This is a genomic window from Thermaerobacter litoralis, assembly GCF_054654595.1.
In genome coordinates this window covers 588,276-604,791 of the sequence record NZ_BAAIES010000009.1, presented here as the reverse complement: position 1 = coordinate 604,791, position 16,516 = coordinate 588,276, and the positions used below count along the sequence as shown (strand labels likewise).

The window sequence follows — 16,516 nt, the reverse complement described above, 5'->3', positions numbered from 1 at the left end:
CGGAGGCTTTTTGCTATCTGGACAGGCATGGCGCGGGGCGAGGGGCTTGCCGGCCGCGGGGCGGGGGCGGCTGGACCTGGCCCCTGGTGGCCGCCGGGGATGGGGGATCCTGATGACGGGACGGGAGGAACCGCACGCGGGCGACCCGCAGCAAGCCGCCGGGGCCCCCGGTGGGGGCCACGCCCAGCACCTGGTCCGGGTGGTGCGGGCCCGGCGCCACGCTGCCGTCAACCGGCTGCAGATCGCCCTTGGCTGGCTCCAGCTGGGGCGGCCCGAGCGGGCCACGGCGGCGCTGGCCGAATGGTGCCGCCAGCTGGAGTGGGAGGGCGTCGTGCTGCGCCAGTGGCCGGCGGAGACGGCCGCCCTCTACTTGACGTGGCGTGCCCTGTGTGAGGAGGCGGGGATCGAGGTCGCCTGGCGCGCCCCGCAGGTCCAGGGACCGCGGGCGGCCGTGCCCGGCGCCGGCCCGCGGCGGCCGGCCGCCAGGCCGGCGGGCCAGGCCCCCACTGCTCAGGGACGGGCAGCGGCTGCCCCGGGGAGGGTGGCGGCAGAGCTCGAAGCGGCCCGGCAGGCGGCCCTGGTGGCGCCGGGGCGCCGGATCTGGCTGCACTGGGACGGCCTGGAGGGCCGGCTCCGGTGGGGCCTGGAGGGCGGGGACGCGGGCGCGGCAACCGCCGCCGGCCAGGAAGCCGCCGCCGGGCCGGGCGGGCTGGAGGATGCAGGTTCCACCGCGGGGTGAAGGGCGTGCCCGACTTCGTCGACGAGGCGGAGATCTACGTTGAAGGGGGTACCGGCGGCAACGGGGCCGTCAGCTTCCGGCGGGAGAAGTACGTCCCCCGGGGCGGCCCCGACGGCGGCGACGGCGGCCGGGGCGGCGACGTCATCCTGGTGGTCGACCCGGCCCTGACGACCCTGGCCGACCTGCGGTACCGCCGGCACTACCGGGCCGAGCGCGGCACCCACGGGGAGGGTGGCAACCGCCACGGCCGGCGGGGCGAAAACCTGTACGTGCGGGTGCCCCCCGGCACGGTGGTCCGCGACCGGGACACGGGGGCGGTGCTGGCCGACCTGGCGGCCGAGGGCCAGCAGGTGGTGGTGGCCCGGGGCGGCCGGGGCGGCCGGGGCAACGCGCGCTTCGCCACCCCCCAGCGGAAGGCGCCCCGCCTGGCGGAGAAGGGGGAGCCGGGCGAGCGGCGCTGGCTCAAGCTGGAGCTGCGGCTGCTGGCCGACGTCGGCCTGGTCGGCTGGCCCAACGCCGGCAAGTCCAGCCTCCTGGCCCGGATCTCCGCCGCCCGTCCCAAGGTGGCCGCCTACCCCTTCACGACCCTGGCGCCCAACCTGGGCGTGGTCCAGCGCGGGCCGGGACGCAGCTTCGTGGTGGCGGACATCCCCGGTCTCATCGAGGGCGCCCACGAGGGCGTCGGCCTGGGGCACGAGTTTTTGCGGCACATCCAGCGGACCCGGGTGCTGATCTACGTGGTCGACGCCGCCGGCACCGAGGGGCGCGACCCCCGGCAGGACCTGGCCACCTTGCGGGACGAACTGGAAGCATATGAGCCGGCCCTGCTCGCCCGGCCCGGGGTGGTGGCGGCCAACAAGGTGGACTTGCCGGAGGCCCAGGCCTACCTGGCCTCGCTGGAGGAGGCGGCCCGGGAAGCCGGGCTGGAGCTGGTGCCCATCTCCGCGGCCACCGGTCAGGGGGTGGACCGGCTGCTGGACCGGGTCGAAGCCCTCCTGGCGCAGGCGCCGGTGCCCCAGCCCCTGCCGGCGGCCGGGCGCAAGGTCTACCGGCCGGGACCTGATCCGCGCCGGCTGGAGGTGCGCCGGGAGGCAGACGGCGCCTGGGTCGTCACGAGCCCTCTGGTCGAGCGCTGGGTCGCCATGACCGACTTCGACAACGACGAGGCGGTGCGCTGGCTCCTGCGCCGACTGGAGCGCCTGGGCGCCGAGGAGGCCTTGCGGCAGGCCGGGGCGCGCAACGGCGATACGGTGCGGTTGGGGCCGCTGGAGCTGGTGCTGGGGGACGAGACGGGCTCCACGGAGCCTGCCGGCCAGGGGGCCGGTAGCGACCATCGCCACGGGGACGACGGGTGAGGCAGGCCGGAGGCGGGCCGCGAAGGAGGATACCGGTGGCCAGAGGGCTGGAGGAGTGGCTCAAGCCGCGCCGGGACGGCCGGCCCCTGCAACTGGGCGTCCTGGGAGGGACCTTCGACCCCATCCACATCGGGCATCTGGTGGCAGCGGAAGCCGCCCGGGTCCACTTTGGGCTGGACCGGGTGCTGTTCGTGCCCGCGGGCCGGCCGCCCCACAAGGACCCGGCCGGCGTGAGCGACGCCGAACACCGCTACCGCATGACGGTGCTGGCGACCGCCGGCAACCCCCACTTTTACACCACCCGGCTGGAGCTGGACCGGGAGGGCCCCTCGTATACCATCGATACCTTGACCCAGCTGTCCGCCCTGGCCGGACCCCAGGCCTCCCTGTTCTTCATCGCCGGGGCCGACTCGGTGGTGACCCTGCCTTCGTGGCGCGGCGGCCTGGCCCTGCTGGACGTCTGCCGCCTGATCGTGGTCACCCGGCCGGGGTTGCCGGGTCCCGTCCTGCAGCGGTTCCTGGACGACGTGCCGCCTGCCCGGCGCGCCCGGGTTCACGTGCTGCCCATCCCCGAGATCGGGATCTCGTCCACCGAACTGCGGGAGCGGGTGGCCACTGGCCAGTCCATCCGCTACCTGGTCCCCGCCGCGGTGGAGGATTATGTTGAGAAGTACGGCCTCTACCGCCCCGCCGGCGGCGGCACCGGTGAGGCCGCGACCCTGCCGGGAACCCCCGTGATTCCCCGGACGGCCTCCCGGACGCGGGGAGCCGCGAAGGCCGCGCCCGCACCGCCGGAGCCGCCGGGTGGGGCGCCGCCGCCGACGCCAGACTGCAGCGGGGCGCCGGGGCTGCAGGCGCCGGACCGCAGCGGGGCCCAGGAGCTCGAGGCACCGGACCGAAGCGGCGCGCCGGGACCGCAAGCCCGGTTCCCGTCTTTCGGGCCGGACGCGCCGCGGGGCGGGGCCTCCGCGGGAGCCGCCCTGCGGCCGGGGGCGGGTGGTGCCGGTGGCGCGGGTTCGTCCGGATCGGATGCCGGCATCGCCCTCTGAGGGGGAGGGAACCGGCATGGTGGACGAGCCGTCCATCCAGCAGGCGATCCGGGCTGCCCAGGCAAAGGCCGCGGCGACCCTCAGCCCCGGGCGTTACCGGCACGTGGCGCGGGTGGTGGAGATGGCGCGCCGGCTGGCCCGGAGCCACGGAATGGACCCGCTGCCGGTGGAACTGGCCGCGTGGCTGCACGACCTGGCCCGGGAGCGGGACGGGGCGACCCTGCTGGCCCAGGCGCGCCAGGCTGGCTGGGAGCCCGATGCGGCCGAGCGGGCGGACCCCATCCTCCTCCACGGTCCGGTGGCGGCGTGGGAGGCGGCCCGCGAGGGTTTGGCGGACGATCCCCAGGTGCTGGAGGCCGTTCGCTGGCACACCACCGCCCACCCGGGGTTGGGGCCGGTGGGCTGCCTGCTCTTTTTGGCGGACAAGTTGGAGCCCGGTCGCACGTACCCTGGTGTGGAGGACCTGCGCCGGCTGGCCTTTGAAGACCTCGATGCGGCGATGGCCGCCGTGCTGGACGACTTGATTCGCTACTGCCTGGACCGGCGGCTGTGGCTGCCGGCGGTGACCGTGGCGGCCCGTAACGCCTGGCTTCGGCGGTCCTGGCCCGGCCCGGCGGGCCCGGTCGATGCCTGAGCGCGCCTGGCCGGGCGCGCCTAGCCGGGACCTTCCTGGGGACCCGATGGCGGCCGATCCGACGTCCCGGCGACGGGAGGGCGGCGGGCGCCCGGCGAGCCCGGCATCCACAGGGGCAGCCCGGCGGCGGAAGGGGCGCGGCATCCGAGGGGCCGCCCAACGGCGGGCGCTCGGCGCGCGGCATCCGCAGGGACTGTCGGCGGCTAGCGGCCGGCGGCGGCCGGCGCCCGGCGCGCCGGGATGGCCAAGGGGCGCGGGGACGATGGCGGCTGGTACCGGTCGACCTGGCCGGCCGGCTTCCGGCCCGTTACGATGGCAGGAGGCGCACCGGGACACCCCGTCCCGAGGGCCCTTGAAGGAGCGTCAAAGACGGTGAGCATGCCTCTGGTCGGACCCATGGAACAGGAACCCAAGCGGCCGCGGCGGAAGGCGGCCCGGGTGCTGACGGTCCTGGCCGCCGTGCTGCTGTTGGCGGGCGTGACGGCGGCCTTCTGGCTGGGTTCCACCCTCTACGGGTTCTTCAGCAGCGTCCAGCAGGTCCCTCGCCAGGACGATGCGGACGGCCAGCAGGCGGTGGCCGCCGACCGGCCGCTCAACATCCTGGTCCTGGGGGTCGACGCCGGGGCGGGGGCCGGGGAGCCGGAAGCCCCCCAGCGCTCGGACACCATCATGGTGGTCAACGTCAACCCGGTCACCGGACGGGTGGGGCTCCTGTCCATCCCCCGCGATACCCGGGTGCCCATCCCCGGCCGGCCCCACCCGGAGAAGATCGCCCACGCCCACGCCTACGGGCAGGCCGAGGGCGGTCCCGGCGCGGGGGCGGAGCGGGTCGCCGCGACGGTGGAGGACTTCCTGGGGATCTCCATCGACTACTTCGTCGAGGTGGACTTTGACGCCTTTCGCGCCCTGGTCGACGCGGTGGGCGGCGTGGAGGTCTGCATCGAAAAGCCGATGCGCTACACGGCCCGCAGCCAGAACCTGCGGATCGACCTGAAGCCGGGATGCCAGGTGCTGGACGGCGAGAAGGCCCTGCAGTACGTGCGCTACCGGCAGGACGGCGACATCTTCCGCATCCAGCGGCAGCAGCAGTTCCTGCGCGCCCTGGCGGACAAGGTGCTGAGCATGAAGGGTGTGCTCAAGCTGCCGCAGCTGGCCAGCACCCTGGGCAGCCAGATCACGACGAACATGCCCACCAGCCGGATGCTGGGCCTGGCCACCCTGCTGCCGCGGTTCGACACGACCAAGCTGGAGATGGGGATCCTGCCGGGCAAGCCGGGGTACATCGACGGCCTCAGCTACTGGCTGGTCGATCAGGAGACCGCCCGGCAGGAGGCGATGAAGATCCTGGCCGGCGTGGACGTCGAGGCCAACGCCCAGGTCCGGCTGGAGGTCCTCAACGGCAACGGCCGCCGGGGCGCCGCCGGCCGGGTCGCCGACCTCTTGCGCGGCCTGGGTTTCCAGGTGGTGACGGTGGGCAACGCGGAGCGGTTCGACTTCGCGGCCACCACGGTGGTGGTCCGGCCTGACGACACCGAGCTGGCCGACCGCCTGCGCCAGGCGCTGGCCGGGGCGGCGCCCGGGGTCCGGGTCGAAACGGCGGAGGAGTTGCCCGAGGGCGTGGACGCGCGGATCGTCGTCGGGCAAGACTTCACCGGGAGCGCCGCCGTCGGGGCGGCGACGGCCGACGAGAACGGGGAGGGAGGAGGCGCTTGACCAGCCGGGAGAAGGCGCTGGCCATCGCCCGCGCCGCCGAGGCGAAGAAGGCCGCCGACGTGGTGGTCCTGGACATGGAGGGCATCACCCTGATCGCCGATTACTTCGTGATCTGCCACGGCCAGAACGCCATCCACGTGCGCGCCATCGCCGACGGGGTCGAAGAGGACCTGGCCGAGCGGGGGCTGGTCCCCAGCCACCGGGAGGGCTACGACGCGGCCCGGTGGGTGCTGTTGGACTTCGACGACGTGGTGCTCCACGTCTTCCTGGCGGCCGAGCGCGAGTACTACGCCCTGGAACGGCTCTGGGGGGACGCCCGGCGGTTGGAGCTGGAGACGCTGCCCGAGGCGTGACAGGTCTAACGCGTGACAGGTCTAACGGTTGCCTTGACACCGCCGCGGGACCCTCTCTATAATGGGCTACGCGGTTCGACAACCGGTCGCGCAAAGGCCGTGAACGGGAGCAGTACCTTGCCGGCGGCCCCCAGAGAGCCGGTGGTGGTGCAAACCGGCGGCACGTGGCAGGGGAACTCGCCCGGGAGCCGCACCGGCGAAGGCGGCGGGCCAAGGCCGCCGGCAGCCGGTGACGTGGCCCGCGTTAAGGGCATGAGTGGGTCAGATCCGTGGGGCGGTAGCTCAGTTGGGAGAGCGCGTCAATGGCATTGACGAGGTCGTGGGTTCGAGTCCCATCCGCTCCACACTGATCAAGAAGGGTGGTACCGCGGGAGCCCCCCGTCCCTTGTGGACGGGGGGCTCCTGGCGTCTTGGCCCTGGCGCCGGGCATCAAGGACCGTGACCGGCGCCGGGCGCCCAGCGGGAGCGCCCGGCGGGCGCGCTTGCCCCTTCAGGCAGCAGGCAGGAGGAGGCTACGGCCATGGCCGTCGACGACCGCTACAACTTTCACGCCGCCGAGAAGAAGTGGCGGCAGCGCTGGGCCGAGGAAGGTCTCTACCACGTGGAGGCCGACCCGTCGCGGCCCAAGTTCTACTGCCTCGAGATGTACCCCTACCCGTCGGGCAAGCTGCACATGGGGCACGTGCGCAACTACTCCATCGGCGACGCCACGGCCCGGTTCCACCGCATGCGCGGCTACAACGTGCTCTACCCCATGGGGTGGGACTCCTTCGGCTTGCCGGCGGAGAACGCCGCCATCGCCAACCAGACCCACCCCGCCGATTGGACCTACGCCAACATCGCCGCCATGCGGGAGCAGATGCAGCGGCTGGGGCTCAGCTACGACTGGCGGCGGGAGATCGCCTGCTCCCACCCCGGCTACTACAAGTGGACCCAGTGGCTGTTCCTGCTGCTCTACAAGCGGGGCCTGGTGGAGCGGAAGAAGGCGCCGGTGAACTGGTGCCCCCGCTGCGCCACGGTGCTGGCCAACGAGCAGGTGGAAGACGGCGCCTGCTGGCGTTGCGGCACGCCGGTGGAGAAGCGCGAGCTGGAGCAGTGGTTCTTCAAGATCACCGCCTACGCCGACCGGCTGCTGGCCGATCTGGACTTGCTGGAGGGCTGGCCCGAGCGGGTCAAGGTGATGCAGCGCAACTGGATCGGCCGCAGCGAAGGGATGGAGCTGGACTTCCCCATCGCCGGCCGGGACGAGAAGCTGACCGTCTTCACCACGCGCCACGACACCATCTACGGCGCGACCTTCATGGTGCTGGCGCCGGACCACCCGCTGACCCTGGAGCTGGCCCGGGGCACCGCCCAGGAGGACGCGGTGCGCGCCTTCGTCGAGCGGGTGACCCGCCTGACGGTGCGCGACCGGGCCGAGGCGGTGGACGCCAAGGAGGGCGTCTTCACCGGCGCCTACGCCATCAACCCGGCCACCGGGGAGCGGATCCCCATCTGGACGGCCAACTACGTCCTGATGGACTACGGGACCGGGGCGATCCAGGCGGTCCCCGCCCATGACGAGCGGGACTTCGCCTTTGCCCGCCAGTACGGGCTGCCCGTGCGGGTGGTCATCCAGGGCGAGGGGGTGCCGGCCGACGGCGACCGGCTCAAGGAGGCCTACACCGGTCCTGGGCGCATGATCCACTCCGGCCCCTACGACGGCATGGACAGCCGCGAGGCCTACCGCCGGATGGCCGAGGATTTCGAGCGCCAGGGCATCGGCCGCCGCACCGTCAACTACCGGCTGCGGGACTGGCTGATCTCGCGGCAGCGTTACTGGGGCGCGCCCATCCCCATCGTCTACTGCGACCGCTGCGGCATCGTCCCCGTGCCGGAGGAGCAGCTGCCGGTCCTCTTGCCCGACGACGTCCGCTTCGAGGTGGGCGCGTCGCCGCTGACCACCTCCGAGCGCTTCGTCCGGACCACCTGCCCCTCCTGCGGTGGACCCGCGCGGCGGGAGACGGACACCATGGACACCTTCGTCGATTCGTCGTGGTACTACTACCGGTACACGTCGCCGCGGGACGAGCACCAGCCCTTCGACCGGGAGAAGGTGTTCTACTGGCTGCCCGTCGACCAGTACATCGGGGGCATCGAGCACGCGGTGCTGCACCTGCTCTACTCCCGGTTCATCACCAAGGTGCTCTACGACGAGGGGCTAGTGCCGAGCCCGGAGCCCTTCCAGCGCCTGCTGACCCAGGGCATGGTGATCAAGGACGGGGCCAAGATGTCCAAGTCCAAGGGCAACGTGGTCAGCCCCGAGGACATCCTGGAGGAGTACGGTGCCGACGCCACCCGCCTGTTCATCCTCTTCGCCGCGCCGCCCGAGCGCGACCTGGAGTGGTCCGAGCACGGGATCGAAGGCGCCAGCCGGTTCGTCCACCGGGTCTGGCGGCTGGTGGCCGGCTGTGCCGGCCCGATTCGGGAGGCGGCGGGTCAGGTGGCCGTCGCCCGGGAAGGAGCCCTGGCCGCACGGCAAGGCGCGGCGGCGGAGCCCACGGCGGCGGGGAGCCCCGGGGCCGCGAGCCTGGAACCGTCCAAGGAAGGGTGGGGGCCGGAGGAACACGCCCTGTGGCGGGAGGTCCACCGCGCCATCGCCCGGACGACGACGGACATCGCCGAGCGCATGCAATACAACACGGCGGTGGCCGCCCTGATGGAACTGGTCAACGCCATCTACGGCTACCGCGACCGGGTGGAACCGGCCGCCCAGCGGCCCGACCTGCTGGCCGCCGCCCTGGACCGGCTGCTACGCATGCTGGCCCCCTTCACCCCTTACCTGGCGGAGGAGGCCTGGGACCTGCTGGGCTGGCGGGCGACCCGGGGCAGCGTCCACCAGCAGCCCTGGCCCGAGTGGGATCCGGCGGTGCTGGAGGCCGGCACGGTGGAGATCGTGGTCCAGGTCAACGGCAAGGTGCGCGACCGGTTGCAGGTCGACCAGGGGATCGGCGAGGAGGAACTGCGCCGGCTCGCCCTGGAGAGCCCAAAGGTGCAGGACTGGATCCAGGGCAAGACGGTGGCTCGGGTCGTCACGGTGCCGGGCCGGCTGGTCAACATCGTCGTCAAGTAGCCGGTGGAACGCCGCGCGGGAACGGGCGCCATCGCGCCGACGGTACGGGAACCAGGAGGCGGGCGGCCTAGGGGCCGCCCGCCGGCTTTGTTTTCCGCCCCTGGCGAGGGCGTTGGTTGCCGGCGCCGTCGCCGTTGGGTCACCAAGGCGCCTCCATGATCGACGCCATATTTTTAATCCACATATTTACAGGGCCGGGCTGGCTGTTGTAATTTATTGGTAGACCGACGGCCTGGGTCGGGCTGGGGCCGCGGCCGGTCCGGCCACGAGGACCGCAGCGTTCCGGCCGGCTCGCACGGGGCGGGATCGCCCGGCGGGCCGGGCGGTGACACCAAGGACCCGGCCACGGCGGCACCCGGGGGCGGCGCGGCAGCGGCGCGCCGCCCGGCACCGACGGGCACCCGGTGCTGGCCGGGCGGCTACCGCGCCACCGGCGGCCCCGCCGCCCGTTCTGCACGGGTAGGGGGAATGGTCATGGACGCCTTCGAACCGGTGCCGCCTCCGCCCGTCTGGGGCGGAGGTTCCGGCCGGGGTCGCTGGGCCGGCGCCCTGGCCCCTTTGGTCGGCCTGGCCCTCCTCGCGGGTCTCTGGTCCTGGCGCGCTGTGGAGGGAAGCGCGGGGGTGGCCGTGGCGGTGGAATCCGGCCCGGTACGGGCCCTACAAGCCGGAAAGGCCACCGCAACGCCGCCGGGATCGGGCGGTGCCGGGGACCCCGGCGTTCCGCGGTCCGGTGAGCCGGAGCCTGGTCTGCCGCCGGCGGGGGAGGGTGCGGGGCACGGGGTGGCGGGCGGCCTTGGGGGCGTCGTGCCGGACGGGAGCGGGGCTGGGCGCTCGCCCGGCGCGGAGGCCGGTTCTTCCGGCGCGGCGGCGCCACCGTCCGGAGAGCCTGAGGCCAGCCCGCCTGGCGCGCCGAGGCCGTCGTCGGACCCACCGGCCGCCGAAGGGGAGAACCTCACCGGAGGCGCCGCGGGTGGCGGGGCGGGCGAGGTCATGGGGGCCCGGCCGTCTCCCGCCGGCGGCGGACCCGGTGCAGTCTCCGGGTGGGGGGGCGCACCTTCAGGGCCGATGCTGGCCGTCCACGTGGCCGGGGCCGTCGCCCACCCCGGTGTCTACCTGCTGCCCCCGGGAGCACGGGTGGTCGACGCCGTCACGGCGGCAGGCGGCCCCACCCGCGAAGCCGCCTTGCACGCTCTCAACCTGGCGGCGCCTCTGGCGGACGGCACGCGGATCCAAGTGCCGACCCAGAAGGAGGTGACCTCGGGAGCGTTCGTCCCCGGCCGGGACGGCCTGGCGGCGTCCCCGGCCCCCGGTCCTGCCGGGACCCCGGCGAACGGCCCGGCGAGCGGTGCCCCGGGCGCGCCGTCCCGCCCCATCGACATCAACCGGGCGACGGCGGCCGAATTGGAGGCGTTGCCGGGCATCGGTCCCGCCCTGGCCCAGCGGATCGTGGCCGATCGGGAGGTCAACGGTCCCTTTCGCCGGCCCCAGGACCTGACCCGGGTGGCCGGCATCGGTGCCAAGACCCTGGAGAAGCTGCTGCCCTACATCACGGTGGGCCCGTAGTGCCGCGGGTTCAGGCGCGTGGCGTGCCCGCGAGGGCGGATCGCGTCCCGGTCCCTGCCGGGGCCGGGGCCGGGGAACGCCGTGGCAGGTCCGGGGTGGGATGCCCGAGCGGTGACCCCCGGGCGGTGGGACAGGCCGTGGGCGATGCCGTTCCCCCGGGAGGTCCCGGCTGCTTGCAGCGCACGACCCCCATCCCTTGGGTGGTGGATCTGCCGGGGCGCGGTGCCGCCGCAGCGGCGGGAGGTGGGCGGGTGCTCGGCCGCACGGGGTGGATGCTGGCCTACATGGCGTCCGTCGGGGCGTGGGCCCTGCTCCGCTGGCCGGCTTACCGGGCGGGGCCCCCGCCCCGGCCGCCGTCCCCCTGGGAGGCCGTCCTGGCAGGCGCAGCGGCCGTCGTGATCCTGCTGGCCCTGGCGGACCGGACCTGGTGGGGAGGGCGGTGGGGGAGGAACCGGGCGCGCCCTCTCGCTGCGGTGCCCCGGGCGGGCGGCGGGGCCGGCATGGCCGTGGCCTGGGGAGGCGATGGCGGCCACGGGTGCCGGAGTCCCGCCATGGCGGGGGTTTCCTTGGCGACGGGTCACCCTGGCGCCAATCGTCAGGGCGCCCAAGGCCGCCTGCATCCGGAGGGCCCTGTGCCGGCAGCTCCTTTAGCCGCTGCTGCCGCCGCCCTTCCCGCCGTCCTGCTGGCCGGGCTGGCCGCGGCGGCCGGCTGGCTGGCGGCGGAGACCTGGGTGTGGGCGGCCTGGCGACCGGCGGCGTGGGCGGACGAGGAGACGGTCACGGTCGCCGGTTACCTGGTGGACGGCCAGCGGCTGGCGGTCACCGCCATCGACGGGATCCCCGTCCAAAGCCGCCTCCGGGTGCGATGGCCCGAGGCGCGGTCGGGTGGGGACGGCGGGCCTCCGCCGGTGGGGGCTCCCGTGACCGTCACGGGCGCGCTGCGCCCGCTGCGTCCCGCCACCAATCCCGGCGGCTACGATGACCGGGCCGCCGGCCTGCGGGAGGGGTTCGCCTTCGAGTTGCGCGCCGCCGCGCCACCGCGGATCGACGGCCCGCCGCGGCCGGCGGCCCAGGTGACCCGGGCGCTCGGCGCCCTGCAACACGTCCTGCTGGATGGCCTGGCGGCCACCCTGCCGCCGGGCCCCCAGGGGGTGGCGGCAGCCCTCCTCTTCGACCGCCGGGACGGCCTCTCGGTCACGGCCCGGGACGCCCTGGCGGAGACGGGGCTCATCCATGCCCTAGCGGTGTCGGGCCAGCACGTGGCGATGGCGGCCGCCCTGGCCACCTGGATGGCGGGGCGGGCCCGGTGGCTCCCCCGGCGCCGCCGCCTGGCCGTGACGGCGGTGGTGCTCCTCTATGCGGGCCTGACGGGCGGACCGCCCTCGGTGCTGCGGGCCACCGCCGTCTTCCTGCTGGCCGAGGCGGCCCGGGTCCTGGGCCGCCCGGTGTACCCGGTGGAGCTCTTGGTGTGGGCCGGGTTCGTCCAGGCCGCGTGGCGCCCGCTGGTCCTGCTCGACCCCGGTTTTCAGCTCTCCTTCGCGGCGACCGCCGGGCTGGTCTTGCTGGCGGACCCGCTGCGCCAGGCCTGGCGCCGGCGCTGGCACCGGTGGGCGGCGGGCGCCGGGACGAACCCGGGTGAGCCGCCCCAGGGTGCGGGTCATGCCTCGATCACTATCCTGGGCGCTGCTGAGGGCGTGCCCGCCGGCCGGCGCGGGGGCCGGGGCGTTCCTGCGCCCGGCGGGGCAGGTGGCCGGGGCGCAGCACTGGCGATCCACAGGCTGGCATGGGGCGCGGTTCGCGTGGTGGGGTGGGCGGGCGACGCGCTGGCGGTCACTGCCGCGGCACAGCTGGCGGTGATGCCGGTGCAGGTGGCCCTCTTCGGTCGCCTCCCCCTGGCGGCGCTGGTTGCCAATCTGGTGGTGGTTCCCCTGTCGGCCGTCGCCCTCGTGGCCGCCGCCGCGGCGGCGGCCGGCGGCGCGCTGCTGGTCCCGGCGGCCGGGAGCGTGCTGGGAGAGGGCGTGGTCCACGGCCTGGCGCGGGCAGTGGGCTGGCCGGCGGAGGTCAGCCTGACGGCCATGGTCCGGGCGGCCATGCTGGCCGGTACCCTGCCGGCGGCCGGCGCGCAACTGGCCCCGGCGGCCGCCGGGTGCATCGCCCTGGCGGCAGGATGGGTCGTGGGGCAGCTGGGCGACGGGCGGCCGGGATTCGCCCGCCGGTTGCGCCCCCGGCCGCTGCCGCCGGGGCGCCAGCTGGCTCCCGCCGCCGGGGCGGTGGTGGCGGCCCTGCTGCTCTCGGCCTGGGTGGACCGCCCGCCTCCCGCCGGCACCTGGGAGGCGTGGTTCCTGGACGTCGGGCAGGGGGACGCGATCCTCCTGCGCTTTCCGGGCGGGCGCACGGCCCTGGTCGACACTGGCGGCCGCGCCCTGCAGCCGCCCGAGGGCCGGTACTGGCCCGGTCCGGCCCCGGCGATCCCCGATGCCGTGGGGGAACGGGTGACGGTGCCCGTGGTCCGGCGGTTGCTGGGCCGGGGGCCCGACCTGCTGGCGGTGACCCACGCCGACCGAGACCATGCGGGAGGCGCGGGCGCGGTGCTGGAGCGCCTGGGTGCGGGGACCGTCTGGCTTGGCGGCGTGCCTGGGGCACCCCTGGATCGGGCGCTGGTGCGCTTGGCCGGCGCCAAGGGCATCCCGCTGCTGCGGCCCCACGCGGGCTGGCAGTGGCGACCGGCTCGGGGTTGCACCGTCGACGTCCTCCATCCCCAGCCGTTAGGGCCGTCCGGGTTGTCTAGACCCCTGGCGGGGCCGTCCTGGCAGTCGGGGCCCGCGGCGGGGGCGGCCGGGGTGTCTGGGCCCGCGGCGAGACCGGGCGGGGTGTCGGGGCCTGCGGCGGGGCCGGGCGGTGGCGGCCGCGCCGCAGGCGCCGGCCAAGGGGAAGGCCGGGAAGGCGGGGCGGGCGGAGACAGCGGGGACGGCACGGCGCCGGCGCCGGCCGGGGAGAACGACCAGTCCCTGGTCCTCCGTGTAGCGTGCGGGGGCCCTCGCCTGCTGCTGGTGGGTGACCTGGAGCGGGCCGGGGAGGAGGAGCTCTTGCGCCGCGGCGTGGACCTGCGGGCGGACGTCCTCAAGGTCGCCCACCACGGCTCCCGGGGCGCGACCACGCCGGCCTTCCTGGCGGCGGTGGCCCCGCGGCTGGCCGTGGTCTCCGTGGGGCCAAACCCGTACGGCCTGCCTCACGTGGAGACCTTGGCCCGCCTGCGGCGGGCCGGCATCCCGGTCCTGCGCACCGACCGGCTCGGCGCCATCCGCATCCGGGCGGAGGCCGGCGGCCATCTGGAGGTCCGGGCCATGGCCCCGGGCGGCGGCCGCCCTGGGGGACCGTAAGGGCTGCCGGTGGTCCCCGGTGGGGCGCGGGAAGGAAGACGGCTGCCGCGTTCCACCTCCGTCGGGTACCATCGGGGTGATGCCTTCACAGCCGGTACACCCCTGGGGGGTACGCCCTTGGAATCCCGACCTGCCGCCGAGGTCCTGGCGGCCATCCAACGGGGAGCGATCGAGCCCGTCTACGTGCTGCACGGGCCGGAGACCTACTGGCACGACGCCATCGTACGAGCCCTGCGGACGGCCTTGCTGCCCGGGGACGATGTGCTGAATTACGCCCAGCTGGACGGCCGGGCGACCCTGCCCGCCGAGGCGGTGGAACAGGCCCGGACCATCCCCTTCCTGGCCGAGCGCCGCCTGGTGGTGGTCAAGGAGGCGGCCTGGCTGGCCAGCCGCGGGGGCGCGGCGGGCGGTGGCGGTGGAGCCGGCCCCGAAGGCGGCCGGGACGGCGACGGCCGTTCCGGGGCCGGCCGGGCCGGCACCGGGGGGCAGGGGGACACGGCGCACGGCGACGAAGGCGCCGATGCCGCCACCCCCTGGCCGGCCGGGGCCGCCGGGGAGGGACGGCCGGGGCGGGGTCGTGCCGGTTCGTCCGCCGGTGGGGGGCGGAGCGCTGGGGAGGCCGTCGACGGCGCCCTGCTCGAGTACCTGGAGGATCCCTCGCCGACTTCGGTCCTGGTGATCTGCCACCCGCCGGACCTGGACGGGCGGCGGGCCGTGGTCCGGCGCCTGCGGCAGCAGGGCTGGGCGGTGGCCTGCCACCCCCTGCGGGACGAGGCCCTGGCGCGCTGGCTCGTCCAGCGGGCCGCCGCCTGGGGGAAGGAGCTGGAACCCGAGGCGGTGGCGTGGCTGGTTGAGTCGGGGGAGCCCGATCTGCAGCGCCTGGAGAGCGAGATCGCCAAGGTGGCGACCTACGTGGGGTCGCAGCCCCGGATCGGCGCCGCCGACCTGCGCGCTGTGGGGGTGGCCGTGGCCACGGCCGGGGTCTTCGAGCTGGTCGACGCCATCGTCGCCGGGCGCCGCCGGCAGGCCATGGAGCTGGTGGGTCGCCTTCTGGACGGCAACGAGCCGCCCCTGCGCCTCTTGGCTCTGATCACCCGCCAGTACCGGATCCTGGCCTATGCCGCCAGCCTGCGCCGGCAGGGGGCTGACGCGGCCCGCCTGCAGGAGGTGCTCCAGCTGCACCCCTTTGTGGCGCGCAAGGCGTGGCAGCAGGCCCGGACCATGTCGCCGGAGCGGGCGGTGGCGGCCCTGGAGGCCGTCCTCGAGACCGACGTGGGCATCAAGCAGGGGCGCTGGCCGGCCCGCCTCGGCCTGGAGCGGCTGGTCTGGATCCTGTCCGGCATAGGGGCCCCCGGTGGGGCGACCGCGGGGCAGGCCGCACCGGCCGGCCCGCCGCCGGCGAGGGGACGCACGGGGCGCGGCGGTGCGTCGTGGGGCCGGCGCGGGGGCGGTACGTACTACGCCGGCCGATAAAACGCCGGTTGAAAAACAAGCCGCTTCCCGTCAGAAGCGGCCATGGTGAGGAGCGGATGGAGAAATTTGGCGAATCCGGCGTTTGCGGCAGCCTTGGGCGGGCACGACCTTCGCTTCAGGAGACGCGCCCCAGCTTCTTCAGCCGCTGCATCAGGCGGGACTTCTTCCGCGCCGCGGCGTTGCGGTGGATCGCTCCCCGCAGGGCGGCCCGGTCGATGGCGCTCAGCGCCCGGCGCAGGGCGGTCTGGATCGCCCCCTCGTCCCCGCCGGAGAGGGCCTGTTCGAGGCGCCGGATGGCCGTCTTGATGCGGGTCTTGTACATCTTGTTGCGCAGGCGGTTGCGCTCCGCGATCCGGACCCGCTTGCGCGCCGAACGGGTGTTGGGCACTTTCTTCACCTCCGTGCCAGACTTTCATGTTAATCCACGGGGCCGGGCGGAGCAAGGGGCTCGGCGGGACCGGCGACCAGCGTTTCCTGGCAACCGGGAATAGGGGCTCCACCGAAGGGTTAGCCTACAGCCGGTGAAGGAGCAAGCGGCTGGAAGGAGTGACCCTGGTGGTGATCGGCGCCATCATCCGCTTCATCGTCTCGGCCATCGTCCTCTTGCTGGTGGGGTTCCTGGTGCCCGGCTTCCGGATCATGGGCTTCGTCAACGCCTTGCTGGCTGCGGTGGCCATCGCCGCCATCGGCTGGTTGATCGAGGCGCTGCTCGGGCGCAACATCTCGCCGCAGGCCCGCGGGCTCGTCGGCTTCCTGACGGCGGCCGTGGTGATCTACGCCGTCCAGTTCATCGTGCCCGGCATGAGCGTGTCCATCCTGGGGGCCCTGCTGGCCTCGCTGATCATCGGCATCATCGACGCCTTCGTGCCCACGGAACTGCGCTGAGGGAACGCTGTCCAGCGTGCGCCGGCCGGCGCCGGCGCGGGCCCGGGACACCGGCTCCCGGGCCTTTTCCGTCCAAGCCTTCCGTCCAAGGCCTGGGTCTTGAGCGGTCCCGGGCCTTTTGCTGGGATTTCTGGGATCCCTGCCGTTTTCGCCCGCCCTGCCTTTCGCCGGCTCCGCCCCCCGACCGGGGTGGGGTGCGACCCCCGGCATGACCACCTTCCCCCACGCATAGGTGTGCTGCGGAGGCGAATGGAGGGACA

General features: G+C 74.7%; 12 protein-coding genes and 1 tRNA gene. 12 read left to right on the top strand and 1 reads right to left on the bottom strand.

Features of this window, described 5'->3' with window-relative positions; all coding sequences use genetic code 11:
• Nucleotides 1-112: 112 nt before the first annotated feature.
• The 11 genes from ACYQ02_RS09615 (at nucleotide 113) to holA (ending at nucleotide 15,371) form a co-directional block, all read left to right on the top strand.
• Nucleotides 113-739, top strand: a complete 627-nt coding sequence (locus ACYQ02_RS09615) for a Spo0B domain-containing protein (RefSeq protein WP_460040213.1) — start codon at nucleotides 113-115, stop codon at nucleotides 737-739.
• Nucleotides 736-2,094 carry a GTPase ObgE gene (obgE, locus tag ACYQ02_RS09610; protein WP_460040212.1) on the top strand — a complete coding sequence of 453 codons (1,359 nt, stop codon included), beginning with the start codon at nucleotides 736-738 and terminating at the stop codon, nucleotides 2,092-2,094. Before ACYQ02_RS09615 ends, obgE begins: the two co-directional genes overlap by 4 nt.
• 35 nt (nucleotides 2,095-2,129) lie before the next feature.
• On the top strand, nucleotides 2,130-3,143 hold the full coding sequence (gene nadD / locus ACYQ02_RS09605; RefSeq protein ID WP_460040211.1) for a nicotinate-nucleotide adenylyltransferase: 1,014 nt from the start codon (nucleotides 2,130-2,132) through the stop codon (nucleotides 3,141-3,143).
• A 16-nt stretch (nucleotides 3,144-3,159) separates the two neighbouring features.
• On the top strand, nucleotides 3,160-3,777 hold the full coding sequence (gene yqeK, locus ACYQ02_RS09600; RefSeq protein ID WP_460040210.1) for a bis(5'-nucleosyl)-tetraphosphatase (symmetrical) YqeK: 618 nt from the start codon (nucleotides 3,160-3,162) through the stop codon (nucleotides 3,775-3,777).
• Between the two features lie 378 nt (nucleotides 3,778-4,155).
• Nucleotides 4,156-5,490: an LCP family protein gene (locus tag ACYQ02_RS09595; protein ID WP_460040341.1), complete on the top strand. Its 1,335-nt coding sequence runs from the start codon at nucleotides 4,156-4,158 to the stop codon at nucleotides 5,488-5,490.
• A complete protein-coding gene (gene rsfS / locus ACYQ02_RS09590; protein ID WP_460040209.1) occupies nucleotides 5,487-5,843 on the top strand; it encodes a ribosome silencing factor in 357 nt (118 codons plus the stop codon). The genes ACYQ02_RS09595 and rsfS overlap by 4 nt, the downstream gene beginning before the upstream one ends.
• A 271-nt stretch (nucleotides 5,844-6,114) precedes the next feature.
• Nucleotides 6,115-6,187 (top strand) — tRNA-Ala (locus ACYQ02_RS09585).
• 176 nt (nucleotides 6,188-6,363) lie between these two features.
• The gene (gene leuS, locus ACYQ02_RS09580; protein ID WP_460040208.1) at nucleotides 6,364-8,955 is read left to right on the top strand and encodes a leucine--tRNA ligase; all 2,592 of its coding nucleotides are present in this window, start codon (nucleotides 6,364-6,366) and stop codon (nucleotides 8,953-8,955) included.
• Between the two features lie 1,065 nt (nucleotides 8,956-10,020).
• Entirely contained in the window at nucleotides 10,021-10,518 is a 498-nt protein-coding gene (locus ACYQ02_RS09575; RefSeq protein ID WP_460040207.1) for a ComEA family DNA-binding protein, read from the top strand.
• Between the two features lie 251 nt (nucleotides 10,519-10,769).
• Entirely contained in the window at nucleotides 10,770-13,898 is a 3,129-nt protein-coding gene (locus ACYQ02_RS09570) for a ComEC/Rec2 family competence protein (protein WP_460040206.1), read from the top strand.
• 117 nt (nucleotides 13,899-14,015) lie between these two features.
• On the top strand, nucleotides 14,016-15,371 hold the full coding sequence (gene holA, locus ACYQ02_RS09565) for a DNA polymerase III subunit delta (protein WP_460040205.1): 1,356 nt from the start codon (nucleotides 14,016-14,018) through the stop codon (nucleotides 15,369-15,371).
• Between the two features lie 115 nt (nucleotides 15,372-15,486).
• On the opposite strand, the gene rpsT is transcribed toward holA, so the two are convergent.
• Complete coding sequence (rpsT, locus tag ACYQ02_RS09560) at nucleotides 15,487-15,759, bottom strand: 30S ribosomal protein S20 (RefSeq protein ID WP_460040204.1); 273 nt, start codon at nucleotides 15,757-15,759, stop codon at nucleotides 15,487-15,489.
• Nucleotides 15,760-15,926: 167 nt separating this feature from the next.
• Here rpsT and ACYQ02_RS09555 point away from each other — a divergent pair, with 167 nt between their 5' ends.
• Entirely contained in the window at nucleotides 15,927-16,256 is a 330-nt protein-coding gene (locus tag ACYQ02_RS09555) for a phage holin family protein (protein ID WP_135224450.1), read from the top strand.
• The last annotated feature ends 260 nt before the right edge of the window (nucleotides 16,257-16,516 follow it).

Bases quoted from the DNA above. Each gene is read 5' to 3' on its own strand.
- ACYQ02_RS09615 (WP_460040213.1), top strand. From the start codon at position 113: ATGACGGGACGGGAGGAACCGCACGCGGGCGACCCGCAGCAAGCCGCC.
- yqeK (WP_460040210.1), top strand. From the start codon at position 3,160: ATGGTGGACGAGCCGTCCATCCAGCAGGCGATCCGGGCTGCCCAGGCA.
- ACYQ02_RS09595 (WP_460040341.1), top strand. From the start codon at position 4,156: ATGCCTCTGGTCGGACCCATGGAACAGGAACCCAAGCGGCCGCGGCGG.
- leuS (WP_460040208.1), top strand. From the start codon at position 6,364: ATGGCCGTCGACGACCGCTACAACTTTCACGCCGCCGAGAAGAAGTGG.
- ACYQ02_RS09575 (WP_460040207.1), top strand. From the start codon at position 10,021: ATGCTGGCCGTCCACGTGGCCGGGGCCGTCGCCCACCCCGGTGTCTAC.